This is a genomic window from Microbacterium oryzae, assembly GCF_030406385.1.
GTDB classification, from domain to species: domain Bacteria; phylum Actinomycetota; class Actinomycetes; order Actinomycetales; family Microbacteriaceae; genus Microbacterium; species Microbacterium oryzae_A.
On record NZ_JAUEPM010000003.1, the window covers coordinates 299,532 to 321,577 of the forward strand.

Below are 22,046 nucleotides of genomic sequence, written 5' to 3' on the forward strand. Positions count from 1 at the left end.
TCAGCTCTCCCCGCTTCAGGGAATCGAGTTCACCCTGAGTGAAGGTGATCACTTGATCGGCGCAACCGCCGGCTTCTCGCCACCCGCCTGACGCATACCAAGGTTATATAACTGCGGTATGCTGGAGGGATGGATCACGCCCGAGACCTCGAGAGCATCATCGTCGCGGCGCACGCGCTCACCCGCGTCGCCGCACTCGAGACCCGCAACGAGGCGCCGGCCGCGCAGTGGCGCACCCTCGCCATCCTGCGCGACGGCGGCCCGCTGCGGATCGGCGAACTCGCGCAGCTGAGCCGGATCACCCAACCCGGCGCGACCCGCCTGATCGGCACCATGGCGCAGGCCGGGCTCGTCGAGCGCATCGGCGACCCCGACGACTCCCGCGCGGTTCGAGTGGCCGCCACCGAGCGGGGGCGCGAGGCCTACGCGGCGTGGCGCGTGCAGCTCGTCGAGGCGCTCCTCCCCCGCTTCGCGGATCTCGACGCGAACGAGTGGGAGGCCATCCGCACGACGGCCGCGCTGCTCACCCGGCGCACGGCGCCCGATCTCACGACACCGAAGACCAGCAGAGAGGAGAGCTCGGCACGATGAGCTCCGGAGAACACAAGAAGGCGTCGCTGTGGCAGCAGCCGATGCAGGTATGGGCGGTGGCGTTCGCGAGCGTCGTCGCATTCATGGGCATCGGACTCGTGGACCCGATCCTCCCGGCCATCGCCGATCAGCTCCATGCGACGCCGGCGGAGAGCGAGCTGCTGTTCACGAGCTACCTCGTCATCACGGGCATCATGATGCTGTTCACGAGCTTCATCTCCAGCCGCATCGGCGCGAAGCGGACGCTCCTCATCGGGCTGTCCTTCATCCTCGTGTTCGCGTTCCTGTGCGCGATCAGCGGGTCGGTCGACATGGTGATCGGCTTCCGCGCGGGCTGGGGGCTCGGCAACGCCCTGTTCATCTCCACCGCGCTCGCGACCATCGTGGGCGCCGCGGCGGGCGGCAGCGCGAACGCCATCATGCTCTACGAGGCCGCGCTCGGTCTCGGTCTCGCCGTCGGCCCGCTCGTGGGCGGCCTGCTCGGCGAGATGACGTGGCGGGCGCCGTTCTTCGGCGTCGCCGTGCTCATGGCCGTCGCCATCATCGCGATCTCCGTGCTGCTGAAGACGCCGGCAGACGCCGAGCGACCCGCGCCCGTGCGCCTGACGGCCGCGTTCCGGGCCCTGGGCAACCCCGCGCTCGGGCTGCTGGCGGTCGCGGCCGTGTTCTACAACATCTCGTTCTTCGTCCTGCTGGCGTACTCGCCCTTCCCGCTCGAGTTCTCCGCGCTCGGCATCGGCTTCACCTTCTTCGGCTGGGGCCTCGGTCTCGCGATCACATCGATCTGGGGCGCCCCGTTCCTGCTGCGCTTCGTCAAGCGCACCACGGCGATCGCGATCGTCCTGCCACTCATCGCGATCGACCTCGTCGTGGCGGGGCTCCTCGTGCACAGCAAGCCGGCGCTCGTGACCTGCATCGTCGCGGGCGGCCTGCTCTACGGATTCATGAACACGATCCTCACCGAGACGGTCATGGACGCCACGGACGTGCCGCGCTCGATCGCCTCGTCGTCGTACTCCGGCGTCCGCTTCCTCGGCGGCGCGGCCGCCCCGCCGATCGCCGCGATTCTCGCCGAGAGCTGGGGCGACACCGCGCCCTACGTCTTCGGAGCGGCCGCCGCGCTCATCGCCGCCGTGATCGTGTTCTCCGGCCGGCGCCTGCTCGCTCGCGCGGACGGCGCGCACGAGACGCCCGCGACCGAGGCGGAGGCCGTCCTCCTCGGCGGCGCGGACTGATGGCGCCGCAGGGGCGGCGGTCGTACACTGCGAGCATGCCCGTCCGACCGGTATCGCGATGAGCGGCTTCGCCCCTCTCCACGCCCCCACCCCCGCCCGCCTGAGCGAGCTCGTCTTCGAGCGGATGGCCGCGGCGATCATCGCCGGCGAGCTCGCGCCGGGCACGCAGATCAAGGACGAGGAGATCGCCTCACGGCTCGGGGTCTCGCGCATGCCCGTGCGCGAGGCCCTGCTGCATCTTGAGCGCATCGGTCTGATCGAGATGGTGGCGAGCCGCTACACCCGCGTCACCGAGGTCAGTCGGGAGTTGATGCGCGACGCATTCGAGTACGCCGGCAATCAGGCCGGCTGGGCCGGCCGCCTCGCGATGGAGCGGATGACCGACGCGGAGCTGACCGAGACCCTCACCCTCCTCGACGCGCTGCTCGCCGAGGATCTCGATCTGGCCGAGCAGCGCCGACGCCTCGACAGCTTCTACCTGCACCTCATCGCGCAGTCACGCAGCCGGCACCTGCAGCTGGCCACGCGCGATATCAACCTCGCGCTCGCGCGGGCCATGCATGCCGCGGACGACGTCACCGAGTCGCGGGTGGCGGAGATCCGCGAGGCCTACCGGCGCCTGCGGCCGGCGGTCGAGAAGCGGGATGCGGACGCTGTGGAGCGGATCATCCGCGAGATCCACGCGATCTACGCGTCGCTCTGAGCCTCGAGCGGGTGCGTCGCGCCGAACGCCGCGAGCAGCGCCGACGCCTTGACCACCGTCTCGTCGAGCTCGTCCCCCGGGTCGCTGTCGATCGTGATCGCGCCCCCGGTTCCGATGCGCGCGACGCCGTCGGCGACGACGGCCGTCCGGATGACCACCGACAGGTCGACGGCTCCGCAGCGTGAGAACGCCCCGATGACGCCCGAGTAGACCCCGCGAGGCTCCGCTTCGAGCGCGTCGAGCAGCTCCACCGTGCGCTTCTTGGGCGCCCCCGTCATCGAGCCGGGCGGGAATAGGGCGCCCGCCGCGTGCACAGCCGCCGCCGAGCGCGGGCGCAGTCGACCACGCACCGACGTCACGAGCTGGTGCACCGTCGCGTAGCTCTCCACCGCCATGAGCTGTGGCACCGTCACCGTGCCTGGTGAGCACACCCGCCCCAAGTCATTTCGCAGCAGATCGACGATCATGAGGTTCTCGCTGCGGGTCTTCGGGTCCGCGGCGAGCGCGGCCGCCGCCGCACCGTCGGCCGTCCCGTCGGCGATCCGCCGCGCGGTGCCTTTGATGGGCTTCGTCTCCGCCCATCCGGCGCTCGTGACCCGCAGGTAGCGCTCCGGCGAACACGACAGGATGGTCCGGCGCGGCAGCCGCAGGTACGCCGCATACGGCGCGGGGTTGGCGCGACGCAGGCGGCGGTACGCCGTGAAGGGCGGCTCGGTCACGGGAGCTTCGAGGGCGTACGTGTAGCAGGCCTCGTAGGAGTCGCCCCCGAGCAGCCACGAGCGGATGGCCGCGAGGTCGCGTCGGTAGCGATCCGCGGTGACGGTGGCGAGAGCGGGGCCGACGTCCGGTACGGGCGGCAGGTCGCCCAGCGGGCTCGCTCCTGCGATGTGATCCGCCGTCGCCGCCAACCACGCACGAGCGTCGTCCTCGTCATCGGCCGGCCCGACCGCCACGACGTGCACGACCCCGTCGAGGTGATCGAGCGCGACGAACCGGCTGAGGTGCACGAGCTGCGCGTCGGGCGCCACCGCTGCCCAGCGCGCGCCGATCGCCTTCACGCCGTAGCCCACCGCGCCGACGTATCCGCCCGCGAACGGCAGCCCGTCGGGCGCCTCGACGGGGTTGGCGTCGAGGCGCTCACCCAGCACCGCCCACAGATCCCGTCGCGCGCCGACACCGATGCCTTCGTCGGCGTCGACGCCGTCGAAGCGCACGCGTCCGTCGGCGGCCCAGAATTCGATGATGTGATCGTGCGCGGTCGCGGGCGCTCCCATGATCGACCACCGCCCCATCCCGTAGGCCTGCTGCGCGCTGTCGAGCCAGACGGCGCTGCCGTCGTTCTCGCCGTAGAGGTGCGCGAAGAGCGCGTCGGGCTCGACCTCGAGGGGCAGCACGACGCTCCACGCCTGCCAGGCGCCCGGGCGCGTCACGGCGTCGTCCGCTCGAGGAAGTTCTCGACGATCCGGCCGCCCTCGCCCGTCCCGATGGACTCCGGATGGAACTGCACCCCGAACCAGCCGCGCTCCGCGAACTCCCCCGCCATGATGAGGCCGTCGCTCGACCGCGCGGTGATGCGCAGCGCCTCGGGTGCCGGATCGGCTACCGCGAGCGAGTGATACCGCACCGCCTCGAAGCGCTCAGGAACGCCGTCGAAGAGCGGCGAGGGCGCATGCTCGACGATATCGACCATCCCGTGGGCGGGGCGCGGCGCGCGCGCGACACTGCCGCCGAGCGCGACCGCCATGAGCTGGAACCCGAAGCACACGCCGAGCACGGGCACCTCGGTGCGCGCGAGAACCTCGAAGCCGCGGCCCGCGTCGGCAGCGCGGTGCGGTGTCCCTGGGCCGGGCCCGAGCACGACGTGCGAGCACGACCCCAGCACGCCGAGGTCCAGCTCGTCGCTTTGCGCAAGGAGCGGCTCGACCCCGGTGGCGACCCAGATCTGCTGCAGGAGGTTGCCCGTGTAGGAGTCGTGGTTGTCGACGAGGAGCACTCGCCGACCGCTCGCGTGTCCCTTCGTCATCGAGACCATTGTGCGGCACGGCGGGTGGGAGACTAAGCGCATGCAGCAGCTCGACGGCGCCCCCGCTCCGGCGACCGATCTGCAGCAGCTCGCCCTCCTCGGCTTCGGCCATTTCACGACCATGCGCGTGGAGACCGGCGGCGTGCGGGGGCTGTCGCTGCATCTCGACCGGCTCGTGCGCGACTGCCGCGCGGTGTTCGGCGCCGATCTCGACCGCGACCGCGTGCCCGACCTGGTGAGCCGCGCGATCGCCGACGAGCCGGATCTCGTGCTCGTGCGGGTGACCGTCTTCGACCCCGATCTCACCCTCGGTGCGCCGGGAGCGCCATCCCGGCCCCGCGTGCTGGTGACTCCTCGCCCGCCGGCCGGGGCCCCGCCATCGGCTCTGCGTGTGCGGACGACCGCGTACGCACGCGACCTGCCTGCCGTGAAGCACACCGGCCTCTTCGGCGCCCTGCACGCTCGCGCGGAGGCGCAGCGCGCGGGCTGGGACGATGCGGTCTTCGCGGATGGCCGCGGCTGGCTCTCCGAGGGACCGACATGGAACCTCGGCTTCGTCGCAGACGGGCGCGTCGTCTGGCCGGACGCGGAGGTGCTCCCCGGAGTGACGGCTGAGCTGCTCGCGCGGGACGCCCCCGGCACGCGCGCTGCCGTCACGCGCGAGGACCTCGAGAGGATGAGCGCGGCGTTCGCGATGAACGCGGGCTTCGGCGTGCGGCCGATCTCCGCCATCGACGATGTGGTCTTCGACCCGGACCATCCGGCTCTCGCCGAGCTCGACCGGGCGTACCAGGCCATCCCCTTCGAGCCGCTCGCCGCGCGACGATAGGAGAGCAGCCGGCCCGCGGTCAAGCACCGGGCGGCATGAACGCCGCCGGGGTACCGTGACGCGGTGACCACGATCGTCTGGTTCCGCGACGACCTGCGCCTCGCCGACCATCCCGCGCTCCACGCGGCCGCTGCGCGCGATGAGCCCGTCGTCGGCGTGTACGTCCTGGACGAGGAATCGCCCGGGGTGCGGCCCCTCGGAGGCGCGGCGCGCTGGTGGCTGCACCACTCGCTGGCGTCGCTCGGCGAGCGGATGGCCGCCTTGGGGGCGCCGCTCGTCCTGCGGCGAGGGGCGGCGGCGGAGGCCATCCCCGCCCTCGTTCGCGAGGTGAGCGCCCGCGCGGTCGTGTGGAACCGCCGCTACGGCGGGGCGGAGCGTGAGACCGACGCGGTGGTCAAGAGCGACCTGCGCGCACGCGGGGTGGAGGCGGGATCGTTCGCGGGCTCGCTGCTGTTCGAACCGTGGACCATCCGGACCGGCGGCGGCACGCCATACGCGGTGTTCACCCCCTTCTGGCGCGCCTGCCAGGCGATGCCGGCACCGCGCGCTCCGCTTCCCGAGCCACAGGAGCTGCGCGGCCCCGAGGTCGCTCCCGCATCCGAGCGCCTGGATGACTGGGAGCTGCTGCCCACCGCGCCGGATTGGGCGGCGGGCCTTCGCGAGACCTGGCGTCCGGGCGAGCCCGCCGCGCGCGAACGGCTGCGAGCGTTCCTCGACGACGACGTGCGCGACTATGAGCGCGCCCGGGACGAGCCAGCGGGCGGGGCGACATCCCTGCTGTCACCGCACCTGCGGTGGGGCGAGTTGAGCCCCCACGAGGTCTGGCACCGCGCTCTGGCGTCCGGCGCGGACGTGGGCGCCTTCCTCTCCGAGCTCGGCTGGCGCGAGTTCGCCTGGCACACGCTGTACCACCATCCGGATCTCGCGACGGCGAACCTCGACCGCCGCTTCGACGCATTCCCCTGGCCGCCGCTCGATCCGGTCGCGCTCAACGCCTGGCGGCGAGGCCGGACGGGATTCGCGCTGGTCGACGCGGGCATGCGGGAGCTGTGGCGCACGGGGACGATGCACAACCGCGTGCGGATGGTCGTGGCGTCGTTCCTCGTGAAGAACCTCCTCATCGACTGGCGGTGCGGCGAGGAGTGGTTCTGGGACACGCTCGTCGACGCGGACGCCGCGAGCAACCCCTTCAACTGGCAGTGGGTGGCGGGCTCCGGCGCCGATGCCGCGCCGTTCTTCCGCGTGTTCAACCCGGAGCTCCAGGCGCAGAAGTTCGACCCGCAACGCCTCTACGTGCGGCGGTGGGCGCCGGACCATGCCGACGGGATCGGCCCGATGCCGATGGTCGACCTGAAGGCGTCGCGCCGGGCGGCTCTCGACGCCTACGAGACGGTGAAGCGGCAACCGCGCACGGTCGGGGAGACGGCAGCGGGGTAGGGCTCCTTCCGAAGCCCTACCCCGCTCATGCCCGCCGGACTGCCGCCCGGCCTTGCTTGTCGACGACGCGAACTCGGCGACCCGCCATCCCCAGAGGGCGGGCTGCTGTCGGCGTCGCCCTGCTCAGGCGGCCACGCTGCGGCGCGCTGCCGCGCCTCGAGGTTCCGCGTCTCGCGCGAACGGAGTGTGGGTGTTGGGCAGGAATCCAGGTCCGTCGCCGAGCATCGTCTGGCTCGCCGGTCGTCCCGAGTCCCCCGCACCTGCACACACGTCGTAGCGGATGAAAGGCATCGTGCTCTCCTTGTGGGCGAGGCCCCAGTCCGCACACGACGATTCCGTGCTCCGAATCAACGAAGCTCGGCCCCCACGTCGTGGTGCGGTTCCTCACCTGGAACCCAGTAAAAACGCTCGGCCAGCTCCCAGGTGGAAGATGCGGTCGAATTAACCCCGCACTTCACCCCTTGCACGCACGCGCTCCGAGTGGCATTGTTCCGCCGGGCAGGTGGCCCCGCGGACCTGTGAAGGGGGTCGACCGAGGATGTCGAGAGAGCGCTTTCGCGACCGTCGCGCCGCCGGGAGGGAGCTGGCAGAGGTCCTCCGCGAGCGCTCGTGGCGCGCCGATCTCCTGGTGCTCGCGCTCCCCCGTGGCGGCGTCCCCGTCGCGGCGGAAGTCGCCCGCGACCTGTCCGCGGAGCTGGACGTGCTCGTCGCGCGCAAGCTCGGCCATCCCGCGCAGCCGGAGGTGGCCATGGGGGCGATAGCGGGAATCGGCGACACGGTCGAGGCCGTCGAGAATCCGGCGATCGCCGACCCGCGCGCGATGGGAGCAGTGCGCGCGTCCGAGGAGGCCGAGCTGCGGCGCCGGCAGCGCGCGTACCGCGGCGAGCGCCCGCCGGTGCGCATCGCGGGGCGCTCGGTGCTTCTCGTCGACGACGGCCTCGCGACGGGCGCCACCATGCGCGCCGCGGTCGCCGCCGCCCGCCGCGAGGATCCGGTCGAGCTGGTCGTCGCGGTGCCGGTCGCCCTCGGCGCGACCGCGCGGGCGCTGCGGCACGAGGCGGATGAGGTCGTCTGCGTGTGGGACGCGCCGGGCCTCTGGGCGGTCGGCTCGGCATACGAGCGCTTCGACCAGACGAGCGACGGCGAGGTGCGAGCACTCCTCGCCGAGGCCTGGGAGCGCGAGGGAACGATCTCGCCCGAGACGTGAAAAAGCCCCGATCACTGGCGAGAGTGACCGAGGCTGATCCGTGCACCCCCTGGGACTTGAACCCAGAACCCACTGATTAAGAGTCAGTTGCTCTGCCGATTGAGCTAGAGGTGCGTTCCGATCCGGGGATTTCGTTCCCTCGAACCGAGGAACGACATTACCAGCGTCGGCGGGTCGGCGCGAATCCTCGCCGCATCCCGGGCGCGCCGGAACTCCATCGCACCGTTTCGCCGTGCGTCGTGGTGCCTGGGCGCCGCAGCTCGCGCCGATATCCTGAGGGGGTGAACACCGCCTCGCCGACGCCCGCCGCGCCCGCCCTCGATGGGCTCGCCGACGACCTCGCGCTCGCGCTGCGCCTGGCCGACGCCGCCGACGCGCAGACGCTGCCGCGGTTCGACGCTGCCGACCTGCAGGTGTCGCGCAAGGCCGACCGCACCCACGTGACCGACGCCGATCTCGCCGCAGAGCGGGCCATCCGCGAGCTGATCACCGCCGAGCGCCCTCAGGACGCCATCTTCGGCGAGGAGTTCGGCCGCACCGACGAGGCGCCGCGCCGTTGGATCATCGACCCCATCGACGGCACCGCGAACTTCCTCCGCGGTGTGCCCGCGTGGGGCACGATGATCGCCCTCGACATCGCCGGCTACCCGCGCCTCGGTGTCGTGAGCTCCCCCGCGATGCGCCGCCGCTGGTGGGCGGCCGAGGGCCTCGGCGCGTGGACGAGCGTCGACGGCGGCGAGCCCCGCCCGATCCACGTGTCCGGGGTCGACGACCTCGACGACGCGAGCGTGAGCTTCCAGAGCATCGCCCAGTGGGATGGCGCGGGTCACCTCGACGCGCTCGTCGCACTCTCCCGCCGCGTCTGGCGCGACCGCGCGTACGGCGACATCTGGGCGTACATGCTGCTCGCCGAGGGCCGCCTCGAGTTCGTCGCGGAGTTCGACGTCAAGGAGTACGACCTCGCCGCCGCCGCCGCCATCGTCACGGAGGCCGGCGGACGCATGACGTCCTTCACCGGAGCGCCGAGCGTGGCGGAGGGCTCCGCGCTCGCGACCAACGGCGTCCTTCACGACGCGTTCCTCGAGCTGCTGTCTTCCGCTTCCCCACTGGCCGCGCCATGATCCGGCGCAGCGGCCGACCCTTTCGCCTCGCGCTCGCGGGAGCGACGGCGCTGCTGGCCGCCACGCTGCTCGTCGGTTGCACGGCGACAGCGCCGGACCCCGACGCCGACAGCGGCGACGGAGGTGGCGGATCCGGGCTGCCGCCGACGTGCGAGACGATCATCGCCCCGGCCCTCGTCGCGCAGTTCGAGGATCTCGGCTGGACAGCCAGGACCGACCCCTTCTATATCGGCCCCCACGAGGTGCCCGGCGGCGTGAGCTGCACGTGGGGCGACTTCGAGGTCGAGGCGACCGACGTCGTCCAGATGTACGGCTGGGCGCCGATCGACGCCGGCACCGCGACGAAGGAGGAGGACTTCCTCGTCGAACAGGGTTGGCGGCGCGAGGAGGGCGACGGCGTCGTCTACCTCACCGAGAGCTCGCCGTCCGCGGAGTGGGCGGATGACGAGGGCTACGGCATGACCTACGCCTTCGGAGACGGCTGGGTGGCGCTCTCCGACACCAAGAGCGGGCTCGACGTCATCACCTGGCAGGGCTGACGCGCCCGGACTCCGGCAGAGTGGACGCATGACGACTCCCTCGGCGCCGCATGTCCCCCTCTCCGACGGGCGATCCATCCCGCAGATCGGACTCGGCGTGTACAAGATCCCGGATGGCGATGCCGCCGAGTGCGTGCGCGTCGCGCTGGATGCGGGGTACCGGCACGTCGACACCGCGGCCCTCTACGGCAATGAGCGCGGCGTCGGCGAGGGGATCCGCACGAGCGGCATCCCGCGAGACGACGTGTTCGTCACCACCAAGGTGTGGAACGACGACCACGGGTTCGACGAGACGCTGCGCGCCTTCGACGCGAGCCTCGACCGCCTCGGGCTCGACGAGGTCGATCTCTACCTCGTGCACTGGCCCATCCCCTCGCGCGACCGGTACGTGGAGACGTACCGCGCGCTCGAGCGCATCCGCAGCGAGGGGCGCGCCCGCTCCATCGGCGTCTCCAACTTCGCCGTCGAGCACCTCGAGCGCCTGCGTACGGAGACCGAGGTCGCCCCGGTCGTGAATCAGGTGGAGCTGCACCCGCTGCTCCCGCAGCGCGAGCTGCGCGCCTACCACCGGGACCACGCCGTCGTGACCGAGGCCTGGTCGCCGCTCGCGCGCGGGCGGCTCCTCGACGACCCGGCCCTGGCCATCCTCGCCGCGAAGCACCGCGTCGCGCCCGCGCAGGTCGTCATCCGCTGGCACCTGCAGCAGGGCACGGTCGTGATTCCGAAGTCGGTCACGCCCTCCCGCATCCGCGCGAACATCGACGTCTTCGGGTTCGCGCTCGACGACGAAGACCTGGCCGCGATCGCCGCCCTCGCGTCGGGCCTTCGCACCGGCCGCGACCCGTCCTTCGACTGACCGCGCGCTTCGGCCGACTCTGCGACAGCACGCCGAGCTGGCTCAGCTGCACCCTGATGCGACGTCGACCGAGGAGCTGGCCGAGGTCGTCCACGACGAGCGCCTGCGCCTGCAGGGCATCGTCGACGCGCTCCTCCTCCTCGCTCGGCCGAGGGAGCCCCCGTCTTCGAGCGCGAGCGAGTCTTCGAGCGCTTCGTGCGCCTGGACGCGGGCCCCACGACGAGCGCAGGGCGACGAGCGCGAGCGGCGCGGCCAGGGCCATCCGCATCGATATCCTGAAGGCATGCTGTCACCCGCGCGACGATCCGCGGGCGCGGCGCTCGCCCTGACCGCCCTCCTCGCGACGTCGCTGACGTCGTGCGCAGCGGGGCCGTCTGCCGAGGAGATGCGAGAGCGCGCGGCATGCGCGGTCGACGCGCTCGCGACCGAGGACGGCGTCGCCTTCGGAGTCGATCTGGACTGGGAGGCGCAGACCGTCGCCGAGTACGCCGACCTCCTGGGCGAGCAGCCGGCGGACGTCGTCTCCTACGCCCCGATCCCCTGGCGTGAGGAGGATCGCGCGCACGTCCTCGATGCGGCGAAGCAGGCAGCTGACGCCGGGGCCGCGCAGCTGCTGACCCTGGAGCCCTCGGACGGGCTGGCGGCCGTGACCGACGAGGCGGTGTCGGACCTCGTCGAGACGCTCGTCGACGTGACCGAGCTCGGGGTGCCGGTGCTCGTGCGCTTCGGACACGAGATGAACGGGTCCTGGTATCCCTGGGGACAGCAGCCCACGGCGTACGTCGCGGCGTTCCAGCGGATCGCGACGGCGGTGCACGCCGACGTTCCGGGCGCGGCGATGATGTGGGCGCCGAACTACGGCGGCGGCTACCCGTTCCCCGGGCGCGCCTACTCCTTCGCGCCGGACTCGGCGCAGGCCGGCGCGCTCGACACCGACGGCGACGGCACGGTCACCGAAGTCGACGACCCCTACGCGCCGTACTACCCCGGCGACGAGGCTGTCGACTGGGTCGGCATCTCCCTCACGCACTGGGGCTCCAGCTACCCCTGGGGTGAGAACGAGATCCCGGAGGCCGACAAGTTCGCCGCGCAGCTGACCGGCGCCTACGACGGCCTGGCGGGCGACGAGACCGCCGTCCCCGACTTCTACGCGGAATACGCCGAGCGCAGGAACCATCCCCTGGCCATCCCGAGCACCGCAGCGCTCGTGACCGGCGACGACGACGAGGCCGGGCAGGAGATCCGCCGTGCCTGGCGGAAGCAGGTCTTCTCGGACGAGACGCGGCGGGACTTCCCGCTGCTGCGGCTCGTCAACTGGTTCGAACGGGATCGCTTCGAGCCGGAGGCCGACGCGACCGTGCACTGGGCCGCCCTCGCCGATGAGGAGGAGCGGGAGCAGTTCCGCGCGGACCTGCCGAAGTGGGTGTCGTTCGGCGGTTCGGACGCCTGCGGCTGAGTCGCGGCACGGACTGCTACGTTGCAACGACGTGCCGCCGTCCTGAGGAGAGACACATGCCCACACGCGACCTGACCATGACGGACTTCGAGGAGACCGTGCTGGCGCCGGGGATCACGCTCGTCGACTTCTGGGCGGCCTGGTGCGGCCCCTGCCGGATGTTCGCTCCCGTCTACGACGCGGCCTCCGAGGTCCATGGCGACATCACCTTCGCGAAGGTCGACACCGAGGCGAACCGCGACCTCGCCGGAGCGATGCAGATCACGTCGATCCCGACCCTGATGGTGTTCCGTGACGACGTGCTCGTGTTCTCGCAGGCGGGCGCCCTGCCGGCCCCGGCCCTGGAGAGCCTCATCGAGCAGGTGCGCGCGCTCGACATGGCGGAGATCCATGCGCAGATCGCGCAGCAGGGCGACGACTCCGCGGCGGACTGATCATCCTCTCGATGTAGCGGCCTCATGCCGCGGAGCGATGTGCTTCGTCGCCGTCCTCGAGAGGGTTGAGTCATGCGAAAGACGAAGCTCGCCCTCACGGCCCTCGCCGTCACCACGAGCGCTGCGATCCTGCTCACCGGATGCTCGACCGTCGAGGACGTGCTCCATAAGGAGAAGCGGTCCACGTATGAGAATCCGACCGCATTCGATGACGACAGCGGCATCGAGGCACCCTGGCTGCCCGAGGACGCCACCGGAATCGAGGTCACCCGGTCCACGCAGGCCAACGACGCCGCGATCTCCGCCGAGTCGTATGCGGATCTCTCCTCCGCGCTGTGTGCGCCGGTGGAGCGTCAGTCGGCGCCCGCCTACCAGCCGGGGCCGGAAGTCGACGTGTTCAAGATCTCGCACGCCTTCGCCTGCGGCGACTGGACCGTCGTCAAGACGGACTACGGCTGGCTCGGCTGGACACCAGGGCACCCGGACGAGAAGGCGCAGAGCCCGTCATAGGACCCCGGGCATGAAGAACCCCCGCGTTCCCTGCTCTCGCAAGGGAACGCGGGGGTTCTTCATGAGCGACAGTGGTCGGTGGAGCTGGGGGGAATCGAACCCCCGTCCAGCGCTGAGTCTCTGGGGCTTCTCCGGGCGCAGTCTGTGCAGACGTTCTACTCGGCTCCGACCTTTGTCACAGACACCTAAGTCGACAAGCCCAGTCGAGGAAAAGTCCCACACGGCGTCTCGACACCACCGTGCAGCAAGACCCCTAGATGACGCCAGAATCCGTGTCGGGATCACCCACGGTCTGACGGACTATCGGGCTCGCTTACGCAGCGAGGGCGAAGTCAGTGCGCTTGGTTTCGGCACTTATTGGTTCGCAGGGAGCGTTTACGAGATAACCCTGCATCCTCGGCCCGCTTCTCGCAGATTCACAAGCACTGTCGAAACCGATCAGCCCCGGGAATCCTTCGTGCGAAGGGAACCGCTGTCGCTCTGTGGAGTTGTCATCTCGGGTCTCCCCGAGCACTACAGACTACAACAGGATCACCCCCGCTGTCATTCCCGACTGCTCTCGCAGCGGGCGGAGAAGACGAATCGCCGGGCCGACCTGGGCACTCCTCTCTTCCCACCGTCCTCTCGACCGCGATGTCCGAGGCTGGAAATAGTGTTCGAAGAACTCCTCTGGCGGAGCTAGAACATACTTTCTAGAATGGTGGGATGGGGATGGCACTTCCGGTCGAGGTGCTGCGTCTGCAGACCGAGATCAGCAGGATGCAGCGGGCGAGCGCGCGCGTCAAGGCGCTGCCCGTGCACGACGCGCTCGCGCCGCTCTTCCCCGAGGGCGGGCTGCGGCCGGGGGCCGTCTACACGCTCGATTCCTCGGCGAGCCTGCTCCTCGCGCTGCTCGCCGAGCCGTCTCGCGCGGGGTCGTGGTGCGCGGTCGTGGGGATGCCCGAGCTCTCGGCCGAGGCGGCCGAGGCCGCCGGCGTCGATCTCTCTCGCTTCGCCCTCGTGCCCGACCCGGGCGACCGCTGGCTCGCAGCGGTGTCGGCGATCGCGGAGGTCTTCCCCGTCGTCGCCGTGCGCCCCGTCGGCTCGCCACGCGATGCCGAGGTCGCCCGCCTCATGGCCCGGCTTCGCGACCGGGGCGGCGTGCTGCTCGTGGCGGGTGGATGGCCGCAGGCGGAGGCTGCCCTGCACCTGGAGGACCCGGTCTGGACGGGACTGGGCGAGGGGCACGGTCTCCTCACCGCCCGCATGGTGACGGTGGCATCGTCGGGACGACGCTCCCCCATCCCGAAGCGGGTGCGCGTGCAGCTGCCCGGTCCACTCGGCGCGCCGGTGGCCATCCCTCGCCCGACCCTCGTCCCCGCACCGGTCCCGGCCGCTCGCCCCGAGCCCGCCGATCCGGAGACCGTCGAGCGCGCTGCACGCGCCCGGGAGGTGCTCGCCCGAGCCGAGCAGAAGACCCGACGCGGATTGGCGGCGGTCGGATGACGAGGGCCATCGTCGTCTGGCTGCCGGACTGGCCCGTGACGGCGCACCTGCGCACCGTGTCCCGCGACGCGGCACGCCGCGCTGCCCGCAACCCTGCGGGCCGCGCGCCGAGCGAGGCCGGTGCGCTCACGGCCGACGCCGCGCCCCCGGTCGCGATCCTGCATGCCAACCGGGTGGTCGCCTGCTCGGCCGCCGCCCGAGCCGAGGGCGTCAGACGCGGGCAGCGACGCCGCGACGCCCAGGCAGCCTGCCCCGCGCTGCGCATCGCCCCCGCCGACCCGGGGCGTGACGAGCGCGCATTCCTCCCCGTGCTGACGCGACTCGACGAGCTCACCCCCGGCGTGCAGCCGCTGCGTCCCGGCCTCGCGGCGGTTCGCGCCCGGGGTCCGGCGCGCTTCTACGGCGGCGAGGAGTCCGCGGCGGAGGCGCTGCTCGCGGCCCTCGCGGAGATGGGGCTCCCCGGCGGCCGTGCGGGCATCGCCGATGGGATCTTCACGGCCGAGCGCGCCGCCCGCCTCACCCGCGCCGACGCGACCGTCCGCAGCGTGCCGCCCGGGGCATCCGCCGACTTCCTCGCCCCGCTCTCCATCGCGACGATCGAAGACGACGCCCTCGTCAGCCTGCTCGTGAAGCTGGGCGTGCAGACCCTGGGCGACTTCGCCGCGCTCGACGGCAAGCAGGTGCGCTCCCGGCTCGGGGAACACGGCGTGCGCCTCCACGACCTCGCCCGCGGCGCGGACTCCCGCCCCGTCGAGCCGCGCGTGCCGCCACCCGAGCTGGCGCGTGACCTCTCCCTCGAGCCGCCCCTCGAGCTCGCCGACCAGATCGCGTTCGCCGTGCGCCAGACCTGCGACGACGTGTGCACGGCACTCGGCGAGGCCGGGCTCGTCTGCACGGAGGCGCGGATCATCCTCACCGACGACCGCGGCAGCCGCAGCGAGCGGGTGTGGCTGCATCCGACGCGCTTCGATCCCGCCTCGCTCGTCGACCGCGTGCGCTGGCAGCTGCAGTCCGCCGCGGAGGAGGACGACGGCGCCCTCATCGGCGGCATCTCCCACGTGCGCATCGAGCCCGAGGCCGTCGACGACAGCGTGCACCACCAGCCGACCCTCATCGGCCAAGGCCCCGACGAGCGGTTGCATCACGCCATGTCGCGCGTGCAGGCGCTGCTCGGGCACCGCGGCGTCGTGACCCTCGCGATCGGCGGCGGGCGCTGGCTGGAGGAGCGCGAGGTGCGCGTGCCGTGGGGCGACGGCGAGCGCCCCGCGCAGCGCCGGGACGCGCCCTGGCCCGGCGCCCTCCCGCAGCCGCTTCCGACCGAGGTGTTCCGCAGTCCGCGGCGCACGCGGGTCGCCGGGGCGGGCGGCGCGGAGGTCGCCGTCGACGACCGCGGTCTGCTCACGACCGCGCCGGCGGCGATGGATGGCCGTCCCCTCGCCGCATGGGCGGGCCCCTGGCCCGTGATCGAGCGCGGCTGGGACGGCGAGCGGATGCGGCGAGCGCACCGCTTCCAGGTCGTCGACGCGGACCAGACCGCCTGGCTCCTCGTGCTGGAGAACGGCTCCTGGTGGATCGAGGGGAGGTACGCCTGATGGGATTCCACAATCCGCCGGTGCCGTGGTCGGAGCTCGAGCGGGCGATGAGCGGCCGGCGTCCCGATCACGTCCCGGCGGGGGCGGATGGCGGCGACAGTCCCGCATGGAGCCGCAAGCGAGGCGCGTACCAGCCGCCGTCCATCGAGCGGCCGGCCGACGCCATCCCCTATGCCGAGCTGCACGCGCACTCATCGTTCTCCTTCCTGGATGGCGCATCCTCGCCCGAGACGCTGGTCGAGGAGGCCGAGCGACTGGGTCTGCACGCCCTCGCGCTCACCGACCACGACGGCTTCTACGGGCTCGCCCGGTTCGCCGAGGCGGCGGAGGCGACCAGCGTGCAGACCGTCTTCGGCGCGGAGCTGTCGCTCGGGCTCGCCCAGCCGCAGAAGGGGCATGCCGACCCGGAGGGCGAGCATCTGCTCGTCCTCGCCCGCGGGATGGAGGGGTACCACCGGCTCTCGGCCGCCATCACGCACGCGCAGCTGCGCGGCGGCGAGAAGGGGCGCCCCGTCTACGACCTCGAGGAGCTGAGCGCGCAGGCCGACGGGCACTGGGCCATCCTCACCGGATGCCGAAAGGGGGGCGTGCGCCGGGCGATCGACCCGGCCCTGCGCACCGCCGACGACCTCGAAGGCGCGCAGCGCGAGGTCGACCGCCTCATCGCGCTGTTCGGGCGGGAGAACGTGCACGTCGAGCTCAGCGACCACGGCGACCCGCTCGACTGCCTGCGAAACGACGCGCTCGCCGCGCTCGCCGACCGGATGCGGCTGCCGACCGTGGCGACCAACAACGTGCACTACGCGGCCCCGCACGATGCCGAGCTTGCGGCCGCCGTCGCCGCGGTGCGCGCGAACCGCAGCATGGACGAGCTCGACGGATGGCTGCCCTCCCACACCTCCGCGCATCTGCGCTCGGGGGCGGAGATGACGCGCCTCTTCGCCCGCTACCCGGGCGCCGTCGCGCGCACGGTGCCGCTGGCCGACGAGCTCGCCTTCCCGCTGCGGAAGGCCAAGCCCGCGCTGCCGAAGCAGCGGGTGCCCGAGGGACACACGCCCATGTCGTACCTGCGCCAGCTCGTGTGGGAGGGCGTCGCGCGCAAGTATCCGGATGCCGACGCCGCCGTGCGCGCGCGGATCGACAAGGAGCTGCGCGTCATCGAGCAGAAGGACTTCCCGGGGTACTTCCTCATCGTCCACTCCATCGTCCAGGAGGCGCGTCGCCGGGGCATCCTCTGCCAGGGCCGGGGCTCTGCGGCCAACAGCGCCGTCTGCTATCTGCTCGACATCACCGCGGTCGACGCGATCTACTACGAGCTGCCGTTCGAGCGGTTCCTCTCGGCGCTGCGCGAGGAGGAGCCCGACATCGACGTCGACTTCGACTCCGACCGCCGCGAGGAGATCATCCAGTGGGTCTACGAGCAGTACGGTCGGGAACGCGCCGCGCAGGTGGCGAACGTCATCCAGTACCGGCCGAAGAACGCCATCCGCGACATGGCCAAGGCGCTCGGGTTCTCACCCGGGCAGCAGGACGCCTGGTCGAAGCAGGTCGAGGGCTGGGGCGCGTCCCTCGAGACGGGGCCCGACCACGACATCCCCGATCAGGTGCTCGTCTACGCCACCGAGCTGCTCAAGGCGCCCCGGCACCTCGGCATTCACTCCGGCGGCATGGTGCTCACGGAGCGCCCCGTCGGCGAGGTCGTGCCCATCGAGCACGCGCGCATGGAGATGCGCACGGTCATCCAGTGGGACAAGGACGACGCGGCCTGGATGGGCCTGGTCAAGTTCGATCTGCTGGGTCTCGGGATGCTCGCCGCGCTCCAGCACTGCTTCGACATCATCCGCGAGGCGACCGGAGAGGCGTGGACGCTCGAGACCCTCCCTCGCGAGGAGGCCGCCGTCTACGACATGCTCGGCCGCGCGGACTCCATCGGGGTCTTCCAGGTGGAGTCGCGCGCGCAGATGGGGCTGCTCCCCCGCCTGCAGCCGCGGCGCTTCTACGACCTCGTCGTGCAGATCGCCCTCATCCGTCCCGGTCCCATCCAGGGTGGCGCCGTCCATCCGTTCGTCAAGCGCAAGGCGGCGCTCGCCGCATACCGTGCCGCGCATCCCGACCTCTCCCTCGAGCAGTGCCTCCAGGACGTCATCGAGTACCCGCACCCCAAGCTCGAGCCGGTGCTCAAGCGCACCCTGGGGGTGCCGATCTTCCAGGAGCAGCTCATGCAGATGGCCGTCGCGGTCGGCGACTGCACGGCGGCCGAGGCCGACCTGCTCCGGCGCGCGATGGGATCGAAGCGCGGCCAGGAGAAGATCGAGACCCTCAAGGAGAAGCTCTACCAGGGGATGGCCGACAACGGCATCACAGGAGAGCTCGCCGACGATCTCTACGGACGCATCCAGGCCTTCGCGAACTTCGGCTTCGCCGAGTCGCACTCGCTGTCGTTCGCGCTGCTTGTCTACGCCTCGTCGTGGATCAAGCTGCACTACCCGGCCGCGTTCCTCGCGGGGCTGCTGCGCTCGCAGCCGATGGGGTTCTACTCCCCCGCTTCGCTCACCGCGGATGCGCGACGCCACGGCGTGAGAGTGCGCCGGCCCGACATCAACCTCTCGGGCGCGACGGAGGTGCTCGAGCCCCTCGACCTGCCGGATACGACGGCACCCGGACACCCTCTGCACAGCCGCGAGACCATCGGCGTGCCGCATCGGGCGGCAACGGGGCGCGACGCATGCCGCGCGCATATCCAGCCGCCGGTCCCCGACTTCGACATCCGCGCGCCGGATGAGTCGGCCGCGCACCGGCGCGACGGCGCCCACGCGGTGCGGCTGGGCCTCGCGGGCGTCACCGGGATCGGCCTCGCGACCGCGAAGCGCATCGTCGCCGAACGGGAGGCGAACGGTCCGTACACCGACCTGCACGGGCTCGTCCGTCGCACCGGCGTCTCGGAGACGCAGGTCGAATCCCTCGCGACCGCCGGCGCGTTCGAGGGGCTCGGGATGACTCGGCGCGAGGCGATCTGGATGGCCGGGGCCGCGGCCCTGGACCGTGCCGAGTTCCTGACGGGGACGATCGCTGCCGTGCAGCCGCCGCTCTTCCCGGATCCCACCAGCTTCGAGCGGCTGGCCGACGATCTGTGGGCGACGGGCATCTCGGTCAACGACCATCCGCTGCGGCACTACCGCGTCGCGCTCAACGCACGCGGCGTGCTCCCGTCGTCTGCGCTGCGCAGCCATGAGTCTGGGCGCCGGATCGAGGTCGCCGGGCTCGTGACCCATCGCCAGCGCCCGGCCACGGCGTCGGGGGTCACGTTCCTCAACCTGGAGGACGAGCACGGGCTCATGAACGTCATCTGCTCCACCGGGGTCTGGAATCGCTACCGTCGTGTCCTGCGCGACAGTCCCGCCCTCATCGCCCGGGGCATCCTGGAGTCGACGCCCGAAGGAGTCGTGAACCTCATCGCGGACGCGTTCGAGGACCTCCGCGTGGGGGTGAAGCACGCCTCCCGCGACTTCCGCTGAGCCCGGACCGCTGTGGATAAGTCTGACGCCGCCCGCGCGACGGCACTACCGTGATGCCCATGACGCCCCGCCGGCTGCTCATCCTCGTCACCGCGGCCACCGCCGTGATGACCCTGACCGGATGCGTCCCCGAGCCCGCTCCCACGCCCTCGCCTACCGGCTTCGCGAGTGAGGAGGAGGCCTTCGCCGCCGCCGAGGCGACGTATCGGGCTTATATCGACGCTCTCAATGCCCGTAACGCCGGTGACGAGGACGCTGATCCGGAAAGGTTCCTGACAGGAGAACCTCTAGCTGCCGACCGGCGAACTCGCGCCAATCTTGAGGAGTCAGGTCGCTCGATTCAGGGAGACCTTCAAGTCCTCGATTTCATCCCTCAAAACTTCAGCCAGATTGAAAGCTCTTTCGAAATCGGCGCCTTGGTGTGTATCGATGCTTCAGCTGCTGAGATTATCGACGAAGCCGGTGCGACAGTAACCCCTGAAGAGGCGCGACAGCTCTACGCCTTGTCCGTCAGCCTCACCTCCGCGGGCCCCGCTCTCAAGATCGCTGCAAGCGAAAGCAGCAGCGCTCCATGCTGACATCACTCATTCTTGTCGCTACCTTGGCCGTGAGCTTTGGGCCGGATGCCGCGGCGATGCCGGTGGCCGGCTGTTCCCCCGAGGACAGCTTGATCGGCATCTGCACCGACAACGAGCAGGATCACGTCGACATCGAGGGTGAGCGGCGCGTTCCACGGGTGCCGCAGCCTCCTCAGCAGTTCATCGAGCCGCCGCCGAGCCGGCATCAGAACGGCGGGCCGCCGCTCGCCCCAGGTCCGGAGCCGCCATCCCGCTACGAGGGGCTCGAGTGCACGATCGAAGCGTGGCAGGAGCGGGGCGACCGCTGCATCGTCCCGAAGACGCCGCGCACGGACGAGGTCGAGCCGGAGGAGGAGGAAGCCGCCCCAGAAGCCCCTGTCATCCCGACCATCACGGAGCGTGATGTCCTCACCTTCGCCCCGGCTCCGCCGCAGGTGACGACAGAGCCGAACGGCGTCGCCGTCGTCGGAATGCCGATGAACGTCGTCGCTCCCGCACAGCAGCATGTGTCTGGCGGCTCGCTGTTCGAGCTTCCGGTGACGATCACGTTCACCCCGACTCGGTTCTCATACGACTTCGGCGACGGCACGCACGAGACGACGGACTCCGGCGGTTCGACGTGGCAGCAGCTCGGTCTGCCGCAGTTCTCCGCGACGCCGACCAGCCACGCGTACGGCGCTCGCGGTCAGTACCTGCTGACCGTCTCGGTCGGCTACACCGCGGTCGTCGACTTCGGCGAGTGGGGCGTGTACCCCGTCGAGGGCCTCGTCACTTCGACATCGACCGGGTCCTCGGTGCGGGTCGTCGAAGCGCACACGGCGCTGGTCGAGAAGTCCTGCGCGGAGAATCCCGCTGGCCCCGGCTGCTGACCTCTCGCCGAACTCCCGAAGTCCCGGCACCCCACCACCCTCCGTCGGCATGTCCCATTTGTGCACGCCATCACAACCGGATGGGGTGCATGAATGGGACATGCCGGAAGGGGCGCGGGAGACGGCGCGCTGGCAGGATGGGCTCGTGCCTCGCCTCATGCTGCTCGACACCGCCTCGCTGTACTTCCGCGCGTTCTACGGCGTGCCGGACACCGTCCGCGCGGGTGACGGGACGCCCGTGAACGCCGCGCGCGGGCTGCTCGACATGATCGCGAAGCTCGTCACCGCGTACGAGCCCACGCATGTCATCGCATGCTGGGACGACGACTGGCGCCCGCAATGGCGGGTCGACCTCATCCCCTCGTACAAGGCGCACCGCGTCGTCGAGGTCGTCGAGACCGGTGCCGACGTCGAGGAGATCCCCGATCCGCTCGAGGCGCAGGTCCCGATCATCCGCGAGGAGCTGGCGGCGCTCGGCATTCCGATCGTGGGCGCCGCCGAGCACGAGGCCGACGACGTCATCGGATCGCTCGCTGCCCAGGCGCAGATGCCGGTCGACATCGTCACGGGCGACCGCGACCTCTTCCAGCTCGTCGATGACGCACGCGATGTCCGCGTCATCTCGACGGTCAAGGGCATGAGCAACCTCGAGGTCATGACCGAGGATGTCATCCTCGAGCGCTACGGCATCCGCGCGGCCCAGTACGCGGACTTCGCCACACTGCGCGGCGACGCATCGGATGGCCTCCCTGGCGTCGCGGGGGTCGGCGAGAAGACCGCGGCGACGCTGCTCACCGCGCATGGCGACCTCGATGCCATCCGAGCCGCCGCGGAGAGCGGGACGGGCATGACCAAGAGCCAGGCGACGAAGGTCCTCGCCGCCGCGGACTACCTCGACGTGGCCCCGCGCGTCGTGGCCGTGGTGAAGGACCTCGATCTCGGCGACGTGGCGGTGCCCGTCCGCGCGCTCGATGACGCGCAGCGCGCGGCGGCCGTCGCGCTCGCGGAGCGCTGGAACCTCGGCACCTCCATGGCGCGCGCGATCGCGGCGCTCGACCGCTGAGCC

Annotated in this window: 20 protein-coding genes, 1 tRNA gene and 1 other RNA gene; 18 read left to right on the forward strand and 4 right to left on the reverse strand. The window is 71.4% G+C overall.

Annotated features, from left to right (window positions below):
- The first annotated feature begins 129 nt into the window (after window positions 1–129).
- From QWJ90_RS07465 to QWJ90_RS07475, 3 genes are read left to right on the forward strand one after another with little or no spacing between them, the layout of a single operon-like run.
- Window positions 130–591 carry a MarR family winged helix-turn-helix transcriptional regulator gene (locus QWJ90_RS07465; protein ID WP_290107057.1) on the forward strand — a complete coding sequence of 154 codons (462 nt, stop codon included), beginning with the start codon at window positions 130–132 and terminating at the stop codon, window positions 589–591.
- On the forward strand, window positions 588–1,826 hold the full coding sequence (locus tag QWJ90_RS07470; protein ID WP_290107058.1) for an MFS transporter: 1,239 nt from the start codon (window positions 588–590) through the stop codon (window positions 1,824–1,826). Before QWJ90_RS07465 ends, QWJ90_RS07470 begins: the two co-directional genes overlap by 4 nt.
- A gap of 58 nt (window positions 1,827–1,884) precedes the next feature.
- A complete protein-coding gene (locus tag QWJ90_RS07475) occupies window positions 1,885–2,529 on the forward strand; it encodes a GntR family transcriptional regulator (protein ID WP_290107059.1) in 645 nt (214 codons plus the stop codon).
- Here QWJ90_RS07475 and QWJ90_RS07480 read toward each other — a convergent pair.
- A complete protein-coding gene (locus QWJ90_RS07480; RefSeq protein ID WP_290107060.1) occupies window positions 2,514–3,959 on the reverse strand; it encodes an anthranilate synthase component I family protein in 1,446 nt (481 codons plus the stop codon). The genes QWJ90_RS07475 and QWJ90_RS07480 overlap by 16 nt on opposite strands.
- On the reverse strand, window positions 3,956–4,552 hold the full coding sequence (locus tag QWJ90_RS07485; RefSeq protein ID WP_290107061.1) for an anthranilate synthase component II: 597 nt from the start codon (window positions 4,550–4,552) through the stop codon (window positions 3,956–3,958). The genes QWJ90_RS07480 and QWJ90_RS07485 overlap by 4 nt, the downstream gene beginning before the upstream one ends.
- A gap of 40 nt (window positions 4,553–4,592) precedes the next feature.
- Between QWJ90_RS07485 and QWJ90_RS07490 the strand changes: the two genes are divergently transcribed.
- The 3 genes from QWJ90_RS07490 to QWJ90_RS07500 all read left to right on the forward strand — a co-directional run bounded on the left by QWJ90_RS07490 (window position 4,593) and on the right by QWJ90_RS07500 (window position 8,025).
- Window positions 4,593–5,381, forward strand: coding sequence for an aminotransferase class IV (locus QWJ90_RS07490; protein ID WP_290107062.1), 789 nt, complete (start codon window positions 4,593–4,595; stop codon window positions 5,379–5,381).
- 63 nt (window positions 5,382–5,444) lie between these two features.
- Window positions 5,445–6,818 carry a cryptochrome/photolyase family protein gene (locus QWJ90_RS07495; RefSeq protein WP_290107063.1) on the forward strand — a complete coding sequence of 458 codons (1,374 nt, stop codon included), beginning with the start codon at window positions 5,445–5,447 and terminating at the stop codon, window positions 6,816–6,818.
- Between the two features lie 538 nt (window positions 6,819–7,356).
- The gene (locus tag QWJ90_RS07500) at window positions 7,357–8,025 is read left to right on the forward strand and encodes a phosphoribosyltransferase (protein ID WP_290107064.1); all 669 of its coding nucleotides are present in this window, start codon (window positions 7,357–7,359) and stop codon (window positions 8,023–8,025) included.
- Window positions 8,026–8,066: 41 nt separating this feature from the next.
- Here QWJ90_RS07500 and QWJ90_RS07505 read toward each other — a convergent pair.
- A tRNA-Lys gene (locus QWJ90_RS07505) sits at window positions 8,067–8,139 on the reverse strand.
- A gap of 167 nt (window positions 8,140–8,306) precedes the next feature.
- On the opposite strand from QWJ90_RS07505, the gene QWJ90_RS07510 reads away from it, so the two are divergent.
- The 6 genes from QWJ90_RS07510 (at window position 8,307) to QWJ90_RS07535 (ending at window position 12,941) form a co-directional block, all read left to right on the forward strand.
- On the forward strand, window positions 8,307–9,146 hold the full coding sequence (locus QWJ90_RS07510; RefSeq protein ID WP_290107065.1) for an inositol monophosphatase family protein: 840 nt from the start codon (window positions 8,307–8,309) through the stop codon (window positions 9,144–9,146).
- On the forward strand, window positions 9,143–9,685 hold the full coding sequence (locus tag QWJ90_RS07515; protein WP_290107066.1) for a hypothetical protein: 543 nt from the start codon (window positions 9,143–9,145) through the stop codon (window positions 9,683–9,685). The genes QWJ90_RS07510 and QWJ90_RS07515 overlap by 4 nt, the downstream gene beginning before the upstream one ends.
- A 28-nt stretch (window positions 9,686–9,713) precedes the next feature.
- Window positions 9,714–10,541: an aldo/keto reductase gene (locus QWJ90_RS07520; protein ID WP_290107067.1), complete on the forward strand. Its 828-nt coding sequence runs from the start codon at window positions 9,714–9,716 to the stop codon at window positions 10,539–10,541.
- A 283-nt stretch (window positions 10,542–10,824) separates the two neighbouring features.
- On the forward strand, window positions 10,825–11,997 hold the full coding sequence (locus QWJ90_RS07525; RefSeq protein WP_290107068.1) for a glycosyl hydrolase: 1,173 nt from the start codon (window positions 10,825–10,827) through the stop codon (window positions 11,995–11,997).
- A 56-nt stretch (window positions 11,998–12,053) separates the two neighbouring features.
- Window positions 12,054–12,431, forward strand: a complete 378-nt coding sequence (trxA, locus tag QWJ90_RS07530; RefSeq protein ID WP_290107069.1) for a thioredoxin — start codon at window positions 12,054–12,056, stop codon at window positions 12,429–12,431.
- A gap of 72 nt (window positions 12,432–12,503) precedes the next feature.
- Window positions 12,504–12,941: a hypothetical protein gene (locus QWJ90_RS07535; RefSeq protein ID WP_290107070.1), complete on the forward strand. Its 438-nt coding sequence runs from the start codon at window positions 12,504–12,506 to the stop codon at window positions 12,939–12,941.
- 76 nt (window positions 12,942–13,017) lie between these two features.
- On the opposite strand, the gene ssrA is transcribed toward QWJ90_RS07535, so the two are convergent.
- Window positions 13,018–13,387, reverse strand: a transfer-messenger RNA (tmRNA) gene (ssrA, locus tag QWJ90_RS07540).
- Window positions 13,388–13,646: 259 nt separating this feature from the next.
- Here ssrA and QWJ90_RS07545 point away from each other — a divergent pair.
- The 6 genes from QWJ90_RS07545 (at window position 13,647) to QWJ90_RS07570 (ending at window position 22,043) form a co-directional block, all read left to right on the forward strand.
- The gene (locus tag QWJ90_RS07545) at window positions 13,647–14,426 is read left to right on the forward strand and encodes a hypothetical protein (protein ID WP_290107071.1); all 780 of its coding nucleotides are present in this window, start codon (window positions 13,647–13,649) and stop codon (window positions 14,424–14,426) included.
- Window positions 14,423–16,018: a DNA polymerase Y family protein gene (locus QWJ90_RS07550; RefSeq protein ID WP_290107072.1), complete on the forward strand. Its 1,596-nt coding sequence runs from the start codon at window positions 14,423–14,425 to the stop codon at window positions 16,016–16,018. Before QWJ90_RS07545 ends, QWJ90_RS07550 begins: the two co-directional genes overlap by 4 nt.
- Window positions 16,018–19,533, forward strand: coding sequence for an error-prone DNA polymerase (locus QWJ90_RS07555; protein WP_290107073.1), 3,516 nt, complete (start codon window positions 16,018–16,020; stop codon window positions 19,531–19,533). The genes QWJ90_RS07550 and QWJ90_RS07555 overlap by 1 nt, the downstream gene beginning before the upstream one ends.
- Before the next feature lie 59 nt (window positions 19,534–19,592).
- Entirely contained in the window at window positions 19,593–20,111 is a 519-nt protein-coding gene (locus QWJ90_RS07560; protein ID WP_290107074.1) for a hypothetical protein, read from the forward strand.
- Window positions 20,112–20,173: 62 nt separating this feature from the next.
- Window positions 20,174–20,980, forward strand: coding sequence for a hypothetical protein (locus QWJ90_RS07565; RefSeq protein ID WP_290107075.1), 807 nt, complete (start codon window positions 20,174–20,176; stop codon window positions 20,978–20,980).
- Between the two features lie 157 nt (window positions 20,981–21,137).
- The gene (locus QWJ90_RS07570; protein WP_290107089.1) at window positions 21,138–22,043 is read left to right on the forward strand and encodes a 5'-3' exonuclease; all 906 of its coding nucleotides are present in this window, start codon (window positions 21,138–21,140) and stop codon (window positions 22,041–22,043) included.
- Window positions 22,044–22,046 lie beyond the last annotated feature (3 nt).

Excerpts from the sequence above, each read along its gene's own strand:
- QWJ90_RS07465 (WP_290107057.1), top strand. The coding sequence starts at position 130 with ATGGATCACGCCCGAGACCTCGAGAGCATCATCGTCGCGGCGCACGCG.
- QWJ90_RS07470 (WP_290107058.1), top strand. The coding sequence starts at position 588 with ATGAGCTCCGGAGAACACAAGAAGGCGTCGCTGTGGCAGCAGCCGATG.
- QWJ90_RS07475 (WP_290107059.1), top strand. The coding sequence starts at position 1,885 with ATGAGCGGCTTCGCCCCTCTCCACGCCCCCACCCCCGCCCGCCTGAGC.
- QWJ90_RS07485 (WP_290107061.1), bottom strand. The coding sequence starts at position 4,552 with ATGACGAAGGGACACGCGAGCGGTCGGCGAGTGCTCCTCGTCGACAAC.
- QWJ90_RS07490 (WP_290107062.1), top strand. The coding sequence starts at position 4,593 with ATGCAGCAGCTCGACGGCGCCCCCGCTCCGGCGACCGATCTGCAGCAG.
- QWJ90_RS07500 (WP_290107064.1), top strand. The coding sequence starts at position 7,357 with ATGTCGAGAGAGCGCTTTCGCGACCGTCGCGCCGCCGGGAGGGAGCTG.
- QWJ90_RS07515 (WP_290107066.1), top strand. The coding sequence starts at position 9,143 with ATGATCCGGCGCAGCGGCCGACCCTTTCGCCTCGCGCTCGCGGGAGCG.
- QWJ90_RS07520 (WP_290107067.1), top strand. The coding sequence starts at position 9,714 with ATGACGACTCCCTCGGCGCCGCATGTCCCCCTCTCCGACGGGCGATCC.
- QWJ90_RS07525 (WP_290107068.1), top strand. The coding sequence starts at position 10,825 with ATGCTGTCACCCGCGCGACGATCCGCGGGCGCGGCGCTCGCCCTGACC.
- trxA (WP_290107069.1), top strand. The coding sequence starts at position 12,054 with ATGCCCACACGCGACCTGACCATGACGGACTTCGAGGAGACCGTGCTG.
- QWJ90_RS07535 (WP_290107070.1), top strand. The coding sequence starts at position 12,504 with ATGCGAAAGACGAAGCTCGCCCTCACGGCCCTCGCCGTCACCACGAGC.
- QWJ90_RS07545 (WP_290107071.1), top strand. The coding sequence starts at position 13,647 with ATGGGGATGGCACTTCCGGTCGAGGTGCTGCGTCTGCAGACCGAGATC.
- QWJ90_RS07550 (WP_290107072.1), top strand. The coding sequence starts at position 14,423 with ATGACGAGGGCCATCGTCGTCTGGCTGCCGGACTGGCCCGTGACGGCG.
- QWJ90_RS07555 (WP_290107073.1), top strand. The coding sequence starts at position 16,018 with ATGGGATTCCACAATCCGCCGGTGCCGTGGTCGGAGCTCGAGCGGGCG.
- QWJ90_RS07560 (WP_290107074.1), top strand. The coding sequence starts at position 19,593 with ATGACGCCCCGCCGGCTGCTCATCCTCGTCACCGCGGCCACCGCCGTG.
- QWJ90_RS07570 (WP_290107089.1), top strand. The coding sequence starts at position 21,138 with ATGCTGCTCGACACCGCCTCGCTGTACTTCCGCGCGTTCTACGGCGTG.